Consider the following 14703-nt stretch of genomic DNA (forward strand, 5'->3'; position numbering starts at 1 on the left):
ACCGTACAACTAAACCTAACCGATGAACCCAAATAAACTCGTACTATTTCTTACTTTATTATCTATTTTCACTTCTTGTAAAGGCCATGAAAAACAAAAAGACGTTGTAAAAAGCACTCCTAAAGACACTGTAAAAGATTTCATTATTGGAGATTATATGCTTGTTCCTAAATTGAAGGAAGTTAGAACCTACACTATGGTTGGAGGTGAAACTTGGGATGGATATACGTACCAAAAAGACCCAAAAATCGATTACGAAAAAACAACTTTATTGGTACTTGGAAACAGCATTTTGTTTAAAGAGTATTTTCCCTTTCCGTTTAACTTAGATAAACTAAAGTTGATTTACAGTGATGATATTTGGTCGATCTGCAGAGACGATAATTATATTTACCGCATTTCTTACCGTGTAACGCCAGCGCAAATTCATATTGCCGACTACAAGCCGCTAAATGATTTTATCTATAAAGCAAAAAGCGGCGAACTCTTTTTTCTGGATATAGAAACGTACAAGCTTAATCCTGTGAAATTAAATATCGATGAAAACTCGATTAAGCATTTAGCCGGAAATTATTATGCTGACAAAAACGGTCTTTACTTTTTTGGTGCGCATGCTAAGAAAAACGCAAAAAGCAATGAAAGAGATTATATTGATAAATCAGAAAAAATAATTGATGCAAAAAAAGTTGTTCCCAAAATTTCAAAAAATTATATCATTTTTAATAATCAAGTTTTTGCAATAGCTGACAGGGAAATAAAAAAGTTAGACATCGATCCTAAAAAATTAATTGAAATACATTTCACTAACAGACAGTCGTTAATTACTGATGGAAAAAACATTTATACCAATGCAAATTATGGCTATAGCGGCCAAAACGGAAAAGGAGTTTTCGGCATGTGGTTTCCTGTATTGTTTTCGGGAAGTAATCTGCAAAAAATATATTCGCGATCGCTTCCTTTTGTAAAGGAAAACAATTCGGTTGTTTTTAATAAACGTAATCCTAAAGAATCAATGGATTTGGTTGCGGTAATCAACAACGAGAATTACATTTTGACAAATAAAAAGAAAACAAAAATAGGCCAACCATTATTCTATCATTCTGAAACCAAAACCAATAAAGCTTTTGATGACAAATATCTAAAAATCTACAAGAATCAATTTATTCAATATAAAAATGTACTGTATTTTAATGGAATGCCTGTTGAAACTTCAAAATTGGATCTGAAAAATCTTCGAGAAATCGAAAATTCAAATTACCTCACAGACGGGAAATCCATACTTTATATTGGTGGTGTTACAGGATTAAGTTTGAAAAAAAAGAATGAAATAGAATTTGCCGTTTTTGATGACAGAATTATAGAAAATGTCTTTACTAGCAAACTGAAAATGATAAATCCTGATTTGCTTTCGGACGGAACTATTATTCTAAACAGAGAACAAAAAATAGCAATAAAAGATCTGAATTTAAATGTAAAAATTGTAGAATAAGTATTCTTGAAAACTTTAGTCCGTTTGCCTCGAAGCAATGTGAGCCTATAGTTCGTAAAGTATTTATTTTGATTTAATTTCTAGTTCCCTCTCAACAAAAAAATTCGGTTAAATATTTTAAATCTTCTCTAATCCAATATCAGAAACTTTTTCTTACTTTTGGAATTATACAAACCACATTTTCAATACTATACAAAACCTTAAAATTGTATATTAAAGAATCTTTTATAATTCTAGAAACACCAAAAAAAGCAAAATATGATTAGAAAATCCGTTTTATCCGTTTTAGTTGTTTTGGCAACACTCTTTATTTCCTGCAAACAGGAACCAAAAGAAACTCCTGCCCCATTAATTGATGTGAAGACTTTTTTCAAAAATGGAGAAAAAAGCACTTTCCGAATTTCGCCCGATGGCAATTATTTTAGTTATCGTGCCGATTATAAAGGAAAAACCAACATTTTTGTTCAAAAAGTGGGCGAAGAAAAATCAGTTCGTGTTACCAATGACACTTTGAGAAGTATTTTCAATTATTTCTGGAAAGGCGACAGAATTGTTTATGCTCAGGACATTGGCGGAGATGAAAATTTTCAGCTTTTTTCGGTTAAAGCCGACGGAACAGATTTAAAAAAATTAACTCCTTTTCCTGGCGTAAGAAGCGATATTACTGATGCTTTGCTTGACATTAAAGGAAAAGAAAAAGAGTTGATTGTACAGATCAACAAAAGGGTAAAAGAATATTTTGACCCGTATCTTTTAAATGTCGAAACGGGAACTTTGACACTCCTTTATGACAACAAAGAAAACTACGACGGCTGGGTTACCGACAATAATGGTGTTATTCGCCTTGCGTCAAAAACAGATGGTGTAAACATTACATGGAATTATAGAAATTCAGATAAAGAACCTTTTACACCTTTGATCACGACGACTTTCAAAGATATTTTTACGCCTTCGTCTTTTGATAAAAACAATAAGAATATTTATGCACTCAGCAATGTCGGAAAGGACAAAGTGGTTTTGGTTGAATATGATCCTGTTGGCAAAAAAAATGTAAAAGAACTTTTTGCTGACAGCAAATACGATTTAGACGGCATTACCTACGACAGAAAAAAACAAACTTTGGTTTCTGTTGATTGGGAAGGAGAAAAACAAGAAAAACATTTCTTTGATAAGGATTGGGAAGGAATCAACAATAATCTGAAAAAACAAATTGAAGGCTACGAAACCGAAATTGTAAGTTATGATGATGCTCGAACTAAAGCTATTGTTTGGGCTGGAAATGACAGAACTCCAGGGAAATTTTATTTGTATGATTTTAAATCAACTGAAATTAAAGAGGTTGCTGATCCATATCCTTGGATTAAGGAAAATCAAATGAGCCATATTAAACCTATTACGTATAAATCAAGAGACGGTTTAGAAATTCATGGTTACCTAACGCTGCCGCTTGGCATTGAACCAAAAAATCTGCCCGTAATTATCAATCCACATGGCGGACCTTGGGCAAGAGACGGCTGGTATTACAATCCGGAAGTTCAGTTTTTAGCCAATCGCGGTTATGCTGTTTTACAAATGAATTACAGAGGAAGTACGGGCTACGGAAAGAAATTTTGGCAGTTAAGTTTCAAACAATGGGGAAAAACCATGCAAGACGATGTTACAGATGGTGTTGAATGGCTTAAAAAAGAAGGTATCGCCGATGAAAAACGAATTGCTATTTACGGTGGCAGTTATGGCGGTTATGCCACTCTTGCCGGAATTACCTTTACTCCCGATTTATATGCTGCTGCGGTAGATTATGTGGGAGTTAGTAATTTGTTTACTTTCATGAATACGATTCCGCCTTACTGGACACCTTACTTGGATCAGTTTCATGAAATGGTGGGCGATCCTAAAAAAGACAGTTTACTGCTTGCATCTGCATCGCCTGCATTGCACGCTGACAAAATTAAAACACCATTGTTTATAGCGCAGGGCGCAAACGATCCAAGAGTCAACAAAGCAGAAAGCGACCAAATGGTTGAAGCGCTGAAAAAAAGAGGCGTTGTGATAGAATATATGGTTAAAAATGATGAAGGACATGGTTTCAGAAATCAGAATAACCGTTTTGATTTTTATTCGGCTATGGAGAAATTCCTTGGTAAACATTTAAAACAAAACAGCAAATAGTTTTAAAAACTAAGTTTATATAAAACAAAAAGCTGCAAGTGTATTTCTTGCAGCTTTTTTATTTCATAAACATTACATCAAAATTCTTTTATTTTGGCGCAAATCGATTATGGTCGTACATTTTTTTCTCTGCAATGTGCTGTATCACAAGATTCTTGATTTGATCTTCATTTAAACTTTGCGTGTATTTTTTAGCAACAACAATCTCTAACCTTTTTAATTCATCTTGTGACAAATTCTCAAAATAAGAAAGTATTACATCTTTATCTTCAAGATCGTTAATATCAATATTAGGAACTACTTCCGGCGCTGGCGCTGCCTCCTTCTTTCTGTTCAAAATAGTACTTTTCTCTATTTTTTCAGTTCCATTTTGAGATGAAATTTTAGCATTAGAATTTCCCTGAGAAATACTCAAATCAATCGTTTTTTCAGGCTCTCTGGAAACTGGTAAAGCAGCATAATCCATTTGAGAAGCTTCCTTCAAAATATAGCCTAAAACAGCTGCCGTAAAAGCTTTCAGCAAAAATGTTAGTACTTCACTACCTGTAATAGATACAACTGCAAATGCAGAAAATACACCCAGTAATATTAATGAAAAACCCAAAACCTGGAAAAATTTCTTTAAAATAATATCAATTTTTAGGATACGAATTCCCAATAAAATGTTAACAATTATCAATCCAATATTAGAAAAAACCAGCACTAAGGCACTTGAAATAGAGATTGAAGCAAAAGACATTAAGGAATTAATATCTTGCTCCCCTTCAAGAGATAAATATAGCTGTACCGATTTAAATACAACTAAGACCACTGAATAAAGTCCGATTAATAAGAATACCAAAGAAACATTTATCAATGAATCTGCTTTTTTATATTTTAGAATTCTATTTAGAAAAAGTTTAAAAACGATCAGAATTCCCATCCAAACCAAAGTGCTTACAAGGGATAAACTATTTGCTGTAAGACCATGAAACCATGTTTTATCAACATAAAAAAATAGTTTATAAACTCCAAAGAGAATTGTAAAACCAGCATAAATAAAGGCTATTAATGCGGTAATGTTGTAGAATTTCGGTAAACTGGTTTCTGTAGTAGAGTTGCTCATAAAAAGTAGTGATTTCTTAATTGGTGATTTGGTTGATGTTAATTGAACTGTGCTTTTTTATTTAATACAAATCATTGTTTTTAATACATTATATTTACAAAATAGCATACTACTTAATCAACATATATGCCAAAATCATAAAAATAAAGCACTATCTTAGTTAATATAAGTAAACACATTTCAAACCAAAAATATATAAATTTTAATTACAAATCATCAGAAGATTTTTACTTATTTTTATTTTTCATTATATCTAAACCAAACTTATGAAACAGCTAATCATTGCTCTATTTTTAATTTCAAACCTAACATTATTGGCACAAACTAGTCAGTTTGCAGGCAATTACAACAGAATACTTTCTGATGGAGAAAAACATAAAATCGAATACACTTTGACTTTAAATCCAGATGGTACATTTGTATTTCATTCGCATTCAAAATTACAAGGCGGAGTTCCCGCAGAAACAGACCAATACGGAAAAGGAAAATGGAGCGCAAAAGGTGATTTAATAACGTTTTATTCGAATAAACAAGAAGATTTTGATGAAAAATACACTTTAGATTTTAATAAATCAACCGCAAGATTTATAACTAAAAATCCGAGAGATAAAAGCGATAAAATCGTTAAAACAAAACTTCAATTTTTAGAATCAGAAATTTTTTGGATGAGCAGAATTGATATTTTTAAAGAATAGCACAATTTTAATTTTTCACATAAAACTAAAAAGCTGCGAGAAAATGTTTTTGCAGCTTTTTGTTTTTTATCAATAGAAAAATGAATCTTTGTAGAGATGGACTAAAAACTATCAAACTATTAAATTGAAAACCGAAAGGCTAATATGACTCCCCAAATTCAACTAAACGAAAATTCGAATACTGAAACGGTAAAACCAAAACAACATTTTGAAATTCTTGACGGCTTAAGAGGAATTGCCGCTTTAGCCATTGTAGTTTTTCATTTTATGGAAATCGTTTATCCGCCAAAGGAAAATTTCATTGCACATGGTTTTTTAGCGGTCGACTTTTTCTTTTGTCTTTCCGGATTTGTTATTGCTTATGCTTATCATGATCGAATTGGCAAAATGAGTCTTACTGAATTCTTCAAATTAAGGTTAATCCGATTACATCCTTTGGTTCTTTTTGGTTCGATTTTAGGCTTGCTGACTTTTATTTTTGATCCGTTCAATAATCATTTTCAAAACTACGAAACTGGCAAATTAATTCTGGTTGTTATAAGTTCTCTTCTTTTGATTCCGTTTCCCGTAATGCCAGATCGTTATTTCAATTTATTCGGTTTAAGTGCGCCTGCGTGGTCTTTATTTTGGGAATATATTGCTAATATTTGTTATGCTCTTTTCCTTCATAAACTGAGCCGTCGCGTTCTTTTTTCATTAACCATTGTTGCTGCCTTGGGAATTTGTTTTATCAGCAATCGCGCTGGCGGTTCGCTTATGGGAGGCTGGAGCGGTGAAACTTTTTGGGATGGATTTGGCCGTATTTCCTACTCTTTTTTAGCCGGCATGTTAATTTATCGCTCCAACTGGATTCTTAATACAAAACTGGGGTTTATAGGTTTATCAATATTAATGTTAGCAGCACTTTTAATGCCTTTTACAGACTGGAATTGGCTTACAGAACCTCTCGTTGTATTGCTTTATTTTCCGCTATTAATTGTATTGGGAGCCGGAGCAAAACTATCAGAAGGTTATAGAAAGTTATGTGTCTTCTTCGGAAAAATATCGTATCCGTTATACATGACCCATTATGCCGTAATGTGGGTATTTGCGGGCTATTATGCGAAGTACAAACCAGAAACAAGTCAACTGGCTTTTATTATAATTATTGGAACACTTCTTCTTCTTGGCATCGCTTATTTAACTATGGCTTTTTATGATACGCCAATTCGAAAATATTTAACGGAGAGAAGAAAGAAGGCTTAAAAATTGATGTTTTCTAAATTAAATTTTAAGCTTCAATTGCACTGCGAAATTTTCACGCAAAGTCGCGAAAACACCAAGTTTAAAATTTTGTAAAAGAAAACTTTGCTCCTTCGCGACTTTGCGAGATTAATTTTTAAGCTTTACTAGCAGCATAAACTTTGCGACGTTGCGACGCTGCGTGAACCAAAAACAAAAACCTTAGCGTCCTAGCGTCTTTGTGGCAAACCAAAAAAAATCCTAACTTCGCTCCTCAATAAGAAAAGGAGAAAATGAAGGTATGTATTGCTGAAAAACCAAGTGTAGCACGCGAAATCGCATCCGTTTTGGGTGCCAATACCAAGCACGACGGATATTACGAAGGCAATGGTTATGCTGTAACCTACACTTTTGGCCATTTATGCACCTTAAAAGAACCTAACGATTACAAACCGCATTGGAAAAGCTGGGACTTAAATAATCTTCCAATGCTTCCTGAAAAATTTGAAACTAAAGTCGTTCAGAATTCGGGAATACAAAAGCAGTTTAAAATTATCAAAACCCTTTTTGACAAAGCCGAATTGGTTATAAACTGCGGGGATGCCGGACAAGAAGGAGAATTGATTCAGCGTTGGGTAATGAACGAAGCGCATTACAAAGGCGAAATAAAACGCTTATGGATTTCATCACTAACCACAGAAGCGATAAAAGAAGGTTTTGACAACCTGAAACCTTCTGAAAACTACGATAACTTATTCTACGCCGGGTTTTCAAGAGCGATTGGCGATTGGCTTCTCGGAATGAATGCAACTCGTTTGTATACCGTAAAACACGGCGGTTACAAACAAGTTTTGTCTATTGGACGTGTGCAGACACCAACATTGGCTATGGTTGTGGAAAGATTTAAAGAAATTGAAAATTTCAAACCACAGCCGTATTGGGAACTGCAGACTTTATATAGAGAAACACTTTTTAGTTATGAAGATGGCCGATTCTTAAAAAAAGAAGATGGAGAAATTTTGGCCGAAAAAGTAAAAGAAAGTGATTTCGAAATTATTTCGGTCGATAAAAAGAACGGAAACGAATATGCACCAAAACTTTTCGACTTAACAGGTTTACAGGTTTATTGCAATCAAAAATTCGGGTTTTCCGCAGAAGAAACGCTTAAAATTGCACAGACTTTATACGAGCAAAAAGCCATCACCTATCCCAGAGTTGATACTACTTTTCTTCCGGGAGATATTTACCCGAAAGTTCCAGGGATTCTGCAAAAACTGACGCATTATGCTCATTTAACAGAACCGCTTTTAGGAAAAAAAATCAAGAAATCACCAAAGGTTTTCAACGATAAAAAAGTAACCGATCACCATGCTATTATTCCAACTGGAATCGAGATTAATCTGCCGTACAACCAACAGCAGGTTTATGATATTATTGTAAAACGTTTTATTGCAGTTTTTTATGATGATTGTTTAGTTGCCAATACTACAGTTATAGGAAAAGCAGCCGATGTTACTTTTAAAGCCACAGGAAAAGAAATCCTGAAAAAAGGTTTCCGAATTGTTTTTGAAGATCCGAATGCAAAAGAAAAAGAACCCGATTTACTACCGAGTTTTGTTGTGGGTGAAAAAGGCCCACATGAACCTTCTTTTCTTCAAAAAGAAACCAAACCACCCAATCATTTTACCGAAGCAACTTTACTGCGTGCCATGGAAACCGCAGGAAAACAAGTTGACGACGAAGATTTACGCGAACTGATGAAGGAAAACGGAATTGGACGTCCGTCAACACGTGCGAATATTATTGAGACACTTTTTAAAAGGCAATATATTGTCCGAAATAAAAAACAAGTTTTGCCAACAACAACAGGAATTCAATTGATTGATACGATTCAGAATGAATTGATTAAATCGGCTGAACTTACAGGTTCTTGGGAAAAACAATTGAAAGATATTGAAAAAGGCACTTTTACCGCTGCTGCTTTTATCCGAAACATGAAACGCATGGTTGAAGCTTTGGTTACTGAAGTTCGAAGTGAAACTAGACATGCTAATATTTCTCATGCTGCAACCATTCAAAAACCGGTTGTAAAACCAGAAAAAAAGAAAGCGACGGGAGGAATTTTGGCAGAAACTTGTCCGAAATGCCAAAAAGGAAATCTGATAAAAGGGAAATCGGCTTTTGGATGCAGCGAATATAAATCAGGCTGTGATTTTGTACTGCCTTTTGTTTTTTCGGATAAAAAAATCACTGAAAGCCAATATTTACGATTGGTACAAAAAGGTTCAACAGTAAACATAAAAGGCTTTAAAACCGATTCTGGAACGGTTGAAGGTTTGATTCGTTTTGAAGAAAATTACAAACTCAAATTAGAGCCCAAAAAAACCGAAGCGAAGTCAACTCCAAAAGAATCATCAGATGATTTAATGTGTCCGAAATGTAAAAAAGGAACTATTTTAAAAGGAAAAACAGCTTACGGCTGCAGCGATTATAAACTCGGCTGCGATTTTAAAGTATCTTTTGATGAGGTTCGAGCCAAACTAAAAGATCAAAAACCAACTAAGGAATTGGTTTATGCAATACTTTGTGGTTAAAGGATAGAAGTTTAAGGTTATGAGTTATGGGGTAGAAATATATCTCAACAATTGACATTGTCTAATTTTCGAATTGCCACATTATCTAATTCTATTTTTTTCATACATTAGTATTATCAAAACCTATACATTATGTTTCAGAAAATTACTCTTTTAGCGCTTATATTAACTGTTGTTTCTTGTCAGAAAAAAGAATCCGTTGAAAAAGATAAAATCAAAGTTGCCGACTGGCTTATCGGAAACTGGGAAAACACTTCGCCTGACGGTGTTTTGACTGAAAACTGGCAAAAACTAAACGACAGTACTTTTAGTGCTTCTTCGTATTTTATAAAAGGAAAAGATACTTTGCATTTTGAATCTATTATTCTCGCTCAATTAGGAGAAACGCTGACGTATAAGGCTACTGTAAAAGGACAAAATGACGACAAACCTGTTTCATTTCCCTCAACTTCTGAAACAGATCAAAAATTAGTTTTCGAAAATCCAAAACACGATTATCCTCAAAAAATTACGTATACAAAAGGTGCAAATAATACTTTGACAGCGGAGATTTCTGGGAAATTGAATGGAAAACCGAGTTCTGAGAAATTTGTGATGACGAAGAAGTAAATCAATGAAACAGAAAATAAATTACATCCAGATAATTTTTCATTTCATTGCGGCTTACTTTATTATATTTTCTTTTCGGACATTTTCATGGCTCAACGACATTAAACTGATTGAACTAGCAGATATCCATGGTCCTCAATATGTTATGAAAAACCATGAAAAACTTGGAATCACTCCTGCAGAAATCGCTTTTTTTAATTTTTGGCCAGGTGTTTATAGTTTGGCAGGAATTGTTTTTGCTTTTATTATATCAATTGTAATATCAAAAATTAAAAAATGGTCTGTTTTAAATAGCTTCATCGTTCTAATAACAATTTATCTTTTATATCGATTTACTTCTCTGGGCTGGGATTATTTTAGATTATTTGCAATAGGTCGTTTTGTAGATAATTATCACTTAAATTTTATCATAACCGGATCACTTTTTTTAATTATTGGACTTGTAATTTTCTTTTCAAAATGGACAAATAAATTAATTCAAAAAGAAATCACGCAACATTAAAATATTTTTTTTTAAAATCAATAATGCAAAAAACAGAACAACGAATTAAAATCTTTGGAATTTACCAAATTATTGGAGGTTCATTTGGAATTCTTTTAAGTTTATACTTTACAAGAAATGCTGGTGTTTTAAACATTTTCATTTTAACAATTTACTCATTTTCAATATATTGTGGCTTTTTATTACTTCAAAAAAAGTATATGCAGGGTTTAAATTTATCTATTGTAAATCAAGCCTTGCAAATAATCAGTTTTTCTGTTTTAGGCTTCACCTTTGCATATACATCAGGAATGTTCTTTTATTTCGGTTTGAATTTAACTGAAGATACTTTGCTTACTTATAATGCAGGGCTAACAACGTTCAATTTTAAATGGAATTCTGACCCAAAAGATGCTGCCTTTAGTTTTAATATTATTGCGTTGCTTTTAATGAACGTTTCATTTAATCTGAAAGAAAAAATTACAAAAGAACAAAAAGACGAATTAGCTGAAATTGGGCAATCGGAATTTTAATAAATAGAAAAAGAACCAAAGGTTCGAAAAATATTGTAGAGCTGGACTTCAGTCCAGTTTAGATTGAAAATTATTCATTCTCCCCGATTTTATTCACCATAAAAATCATCAGAATACCTAAAAGCGCCATAACCAAAAAAGCCCATTTCATACTTAAATATTCAGAGATAAAACCCACCATTGGCGGCACCAATAAAAATCCCAGATAACCAATAGTAGAAATAGAAGTTAATGCCGAACCACTGCTTAATTTTGAAGATCTTCCAGCAATACTGAACACTAGCGGAACCACGCAGGAAACCCCAAACCCTATTAACATATAGCCAAAAATAGTTGGATAGATGTAGGGCAGAATAAAACAAATACCAAAACCTACTGTAATTAAAATACCGCTGTAAAGCAGGATTTTTTTAGTTCCGAATTTCATTACGCCATAATCTCCAAATATGCGTCCTAAAGTAACTGCCGTTGCAAAAAACACAAATGCAGCGCTGGTCAATTTTGGCGAAGCTTTTAATATATTTTCGAAATAAATCCCACTCCAATCGTACATTGTATTTTCGCAAGCCATTGAAACAAAACAAATCAAGGCAAACTTTACTAAGTTTTTTTCAGGCATTGAAAAGAATTTCTTTTTGACCGGAACAGGTTCATTATGAATACTCATTGGATAAAAACAAGCCGTAAGCGCCATCATAAAAACACTTACTCCTAATAAATGATGCGAGGGTGCAACATGCTGTGTAACCATTACATAACCCAAACCAGCACCTGTAAAAATAGCAATACTCCAAACCGCATGGAAACGCGTTATAATTGATTTTGGATACAATTTTTGAACCTCCAGCGACTGCGCATTAATTGACAAATTGAAAATATTTCGAGAAGCTCCAAAAATTAAAAGCACAATAACCAATTGCCATACAAAGGCAACTAAACCCGGTAAAGCCAGTACAATATTAAACATGACTGCCCCTAAAAGCATGATATAACGGCTGCTGTATTTATTTAAAAGCTTTCCTGTAAAAGGCATTGTAAGCATTAAACCAATAGGGAAGGCGAATAAAACAGCTCCAAATTGCGCTTCAGACAAATGCAATTGTGCCTGTATATGTGGAATTCGGGAAACCCAAGACGAATAGCCAATTCCGGAGAGAAAGAAAAAAACCGTGTTAGCAATACGATAGCCTTTGGGGGTATTTTGATACTTTTTTAAGAAAGGTAAAATCATGAAGTCAATTTTCTGACTGCAAAATTAAGGCTTTTAAAAACGAACTTCTATCCTTTTCTAAGGTTTTTGAATAAAAATTGAAATGCCAGCTTTTTAAAAAAAGCAAATCGGTAATTATATAACAAAAAGTATATCAAATCAAGTAAAATAATATTTGTTAAGGAAATATTAATTTTTACATTTGCACTGTTTTTATTTATTCTAAATAAAAACTAATTATAAACCAATTAAAATAATCATGAATAACTTTAAACCGAGAACAACACGTTTTCTAATTTCATTCAGTTTTCTATTTTCGTTTTTAAGCCTATTTGCCCAACAAAATCATGGGAAAATTAAAGGAACAATTACTACTTCAGACGGCGATGCGGCTGCCGGTGTAAATATCATTTTAAAAAATTCTAAATACGGTACGACTACCAATGATGACGGTACTTTTGAGTTTAACCGAGTAAAAGCAGGAAATTATACCCTTCAAATATCTTTGACAGGTTATGAAACTTCAGAAAGTACAGTTGTTGTAACCGAAAACGAAACCAATACGCTTAATCTGCAATTGAAAGTTTCTAATAAAGAACTTCAAGAAGTTGTAATAAGCAGTAAAAAAAGCATCGTTTCTAAAAAAACAGATTATGTTGCCAGAATGCCATTAAAAAATCTTGAAAACCCACAAGTTTACAGCGTTATCCATAAAGAGCTTCTGCAAGAGCAAGTTGCAGTAGATATTAGAAGTGCTGTCCAGAATTCGCCAGGAGTTGTTTCAATCAGTTATCCTTCTGGAGGAGTTGGAGTAATTTTTAGAGGATTTTCTACAGGAGTAAATGCTAGAAATGGAATGGAAACGGCTTCGGGCCGTTCTTCTGTAGATCTTGGAAATGTGGAGCGAATTGAAATCATGAAAGGCCCGTCTGGAACCTTATTTGGTTCGTCTGTTTCTTCATTTGGAGGTGTTGTCAATTTAGTTACAAAAAAACCTTTTGAAACAACTGCTACCGAAATATCCTATACAACGGGAAGCTATAATTTGAACCGACTTACAGCTGATGTAAATACGCCATTGAATAAGGACAAAACGGTTTTGTTCAGAATCAATATGGCCGTTAACCGAGAGAAAAGCTTTCTTAATTATGGCTTTAATAATACTTTGCTTTTTGCACCAAGCCTTACTTATAAAGCATCAGAAAAACTTACTTTCAACTTTGATGCTGAGCTTTATAATGTAAACAACACAAGACGCACTTATAATACGTATGCGACGACTTCGGGAATTACAAATCCAAATGATTTAAAAATAGATTATAGAAAATCTATGTTTCATGATGATAACGACGCAAAATCGACAGCGACAAAAGTTTTTGCTCAAGCAGAATATGAACTGTCTGAAAACTGGAAATCAACCACCGTTTTCTCATTTGTAGGCGAAGATGTAGAACGCAGTTACCAGAGTTATGCTGTTTGGAGTTCTCCAACCCAAGTTGCAAGAAGAGTTGGACTCTGGGGACCTATTTATAATAACTACACTAACATTCAGGAAAACATAAACGGAAAGTTTGATACAGGAAGTATTAAACATAAATTTTTGGCAGGTGTAAATTATAGACTTTACAGTTCAAATTTTTCTGGAGGAACGACCTTTACGCTTGATAATATTGATGTCACAACCAACTTTGCTCCTATCAGAAGAAAAGCGGTTGATGCTGGACTTGTGCTGACTGCATCTCCGGTTGCAGATCAAAAAACATTTAGTGTTTATGCTTGTGATGTGGTTAATTTTACTGATAGACTTTCTGCTATGCTAAGTTTACGTCTTGATAATTTTGATCGTGAAAAGGTTGGAACAGTTGAAGGTTATCACCAAACTGCATTAGCACCAAAACTTGGATTAGTTTATGAATTGGTAAAAGATCAGGTTTCAGTTTTTGGAAATTATATGAACGGTTTCCAAAATATGCAGCCTGTAACACAGCCAAATGCTACACAATTAGTTTTAGATCCAATTTATGCCGTACAATATGAAGGCGGAATAAAAGCAGAAGCTTTTCATAAAAAACTGACAGGATCTGTAAGTTATTACAACATTACAATCGACAATGCTACACGAGTTGATGCTGCCGGATATACGATTCAGGATGGCAAGCAAGTAAGCAAAGGCTTTGATTTTGAATTAATTGCAAACCCAATCAACGGATTGAATATTGTAGCAGGATATGGCTATAATGACAATAGAATTGTAAAAGCATCTGTTGCTGCTATTGAAGGAAACAAAGCAACAGGATCTCCTGAAAATGTGGTCAACTTTTGGACTTCTTATACTTTCCAAAACAAATTAAAAGGTTTGGGAATTGGAGCTGGCGCAAATTATGTTGATAAAAACTATTTTACTGCCGAAAATACTTTCTATATGCCATCCTATACTACTTACAATGCATCTGTTTATTATGATCATTCTACTTGGAGAGTTGGATTGAAATTTAATAACATCAGCAATGAAAAATACTGGGATTTCTGGGGCACATCGCAGGCACCCACAAATATACTGGCCAATTTAATTCTTAAATTTTAAACCTAAATTTTTA

At 33.6% G+C, this 14703-nt stretch carries 11 protein-coding genes; 9 read left to right on the plus strand and 2 right to left on the minus strand.

The window, feature by feature from the left end:
• The first annotated feature begins 22 nt into the window (after nucleotides 1-22).
• The gene (locus EV145_RS10095; RefSeq protein WP_133525093.1) at nucleotides 23-1489 is read left to right on the plus strand and encodes a hypothetical protein; all 1467 of its coding nucleotides are present in this window, start codon (nucleotides 23-25) and stop codon (nucleotides 1487-1489) included.
• Between the two features lie 258 nt (nucleotides 1490-1747).
• Nucleotides 1748-3658: a S9 family peptidase gene (locus tag EV145_RS10100; protein ID WP_133525094.1), complete on the plus strand. Its 1911-nt coding sequence runs from the start codon at nucleotides 1748-1750 to the stop codon at nucleotides 3656-3658.
• A gap of 88 nt (nucleotides 3659-3746) precedes the next feature.
• Here EV145_RS10100 and EV145_RS10105 read toward each other — a convergent pair whose 3' ends face one another.
• A complete protein-coding gene (locus EV145_RS10105) occupies nucleotides 3747-4763 on the minus strand; it encodes a hypothetical protein (protein WP_133525095.1) in 1017 nt (338 codons plus the stop codon).
• A 266-nt stretch (nucleotides 4764-5029) separates the two neighbouring features.
• On the opposite strand from EV145_RS10105, the gene EV145_RS10110 reads away from it, so the two are divergent.
• The 6 genes from EV145_RS10110 (at nucleotide 5030) to EV145_RS10135 (ending at nucleotide 10896) form a co-directional block, all read left to right on the plus strand.
• Nucleotides 5030-5458, plus strand: coding sequence for a copper resistance protein NlpE N-terminal domain-containing protein (locus EV145_RS10110; RefSeq protein ID WP_133525096.1), 429 nt, complete (start codon nucleotides 5030-5032; stop codon nucleotides 5456-5458).
• 144 nt (nucleotides 5459-5602) lie between these two features.
• Nucleotides 5603-6703, plus strand: a complete 1101-nt coding sequence (locus tag EV145_RS10115) for an acyltransferase family protein (protein WP_133525097.1) — start codon at nucleotides 5603-5605, stop codon at nucleotides 6701-6703.
• A gap of 269 nt (nucleotides 6704-6972) precedes the next feature.
• Nucleotides 6973-9273 (plus strand): type IA DNA topoisomerase, encoded by a 2301-nt coding sequence (locus tag EV145_RS10120; protein WP_133525098.1) that lies wholly within the window; start codon nucleotides 6973-6975, stop codon nucleotides 9271-9273.
• Nucleotides 9274-9405: 132 nt separating this feature from the next.
• Complete coding sequence (locus EV145_RS10125) at nucleotides 9406-9882, plus strand: DUF6265 family protein (protein ID WP_133525099.1); 477 nt, start codon at nucleotides 9406-9408, stop codon at nucleotides 9880-9882.
• Between the two features lie 4 nt (nucleotides 9883-9886).
• Complete coding sequence (locus tag EV145_RS10130; protein WP_133525100.1) at nucleotides 9887-10384, plus strand: hypothetical protein; 498 nt, start codon at nucleotides 9887-9889, stop codon at nucleotides 10382-10384.
• A 23-nt stretch (nucleotides 10385-10407) separates the two neighbouring features.
• Nucleotides 10408-10896, plus strand: coding sequence for a hypothetical protein (locus tag EV145_RS10135; RefSeq protein ID WP_133525101.1), 489 nt, complete (start codon nucleotides 10408-10410; stop codon nucleotides 10894-10896).
• A 70-nt stretch (nucleotides 10897-10966) separates the two neighbouring features.
• Here the strand turns inward: EV145_RS10135 and EV145_RS10140 are convergent, their stop codons facing one another.
• Entirely contained in the window at nucleotides 10967-12127 is a 1161-nt protein-coding gene (locus EV145_RS10140; protein ID WP_133525102.1) for an MFS transporter, read from the minus strand.
• Between the two features lie 238 nt (nucleotides 12128-12365).
• On the opposite strand from EV145_RS10140, the gene EV145_RS10145 reads away from it, so the two are divergent.
• Nucleotides 12366-14690 carry a TonB-dependent receptor gene (locus EV145_RS10145; protein WP_133525103.1) on the plus strand — a complete coding sequence of 775 codons (2325 nt, stop codon included), beginning with the start codon at nucleotides 12366-12368 and terminating at the stop codon, nucleotides 14688-14690.
• Nucleotides 14691-14703 lie beyond the last annotated feature (13 nt).

Origin of the sequence: Flavobacterium sp. 245, from assembly GCF_004362055.1 — a bacterium.
Classification (GTDB): Bacteria; Bacteroidota; Bacteroidia; order Flavobacteriales; family Flavobacteriaceae; genus Flavobacterium.